We start from the raw sequence: 207 nt of genomic DNA, 5'->3' as shown, positions 1-207 counted from the left end.
GCAAAATGGTCAGTTAGTTAGTCAGGTTAAAGACGAAGCAGCCGATGAAAAGCAAGTCTATCAAATCTATTATGATTTCACTGCCGATTTAACGAAGGTAGCACAACATCAATATTTAGCAATTAATCGTGGCGAAAACGAAGGTATTTTGAAAGTTAAAATGATGGTCGACGATCAAGTGATTACCAATCGAATTAGCCAAGATCT

1 protein-coding gene is annotated in these 207 nt (G+C 36.7%); it reads left to right on the top strand.

Translation table 11 applies throughout. The annotated features are described in order from the left end of the window. The coding region (locus tag FC20_RS10615) for a hypothetical protein (RefSeq protein ID WP_162254735.1) at nucleotides 1–207 on the top strand (207 nt) is incomplete at both ends.

The sequence above is a fragment of the Lactobacillus equicursoris DSM 19284 = JCM 14600 = CIP 110162 genome, assembly GCF_001434815.1.
GTDB lineage: Bacteria > Bacillota > Bacilli > Lactobacillales > Lactobacillaceae > Lactobacillus > Lactobacillus equicursoris.
This window is presented reverse-complemented; position numbering and strand designations above follow the sequence as displayed.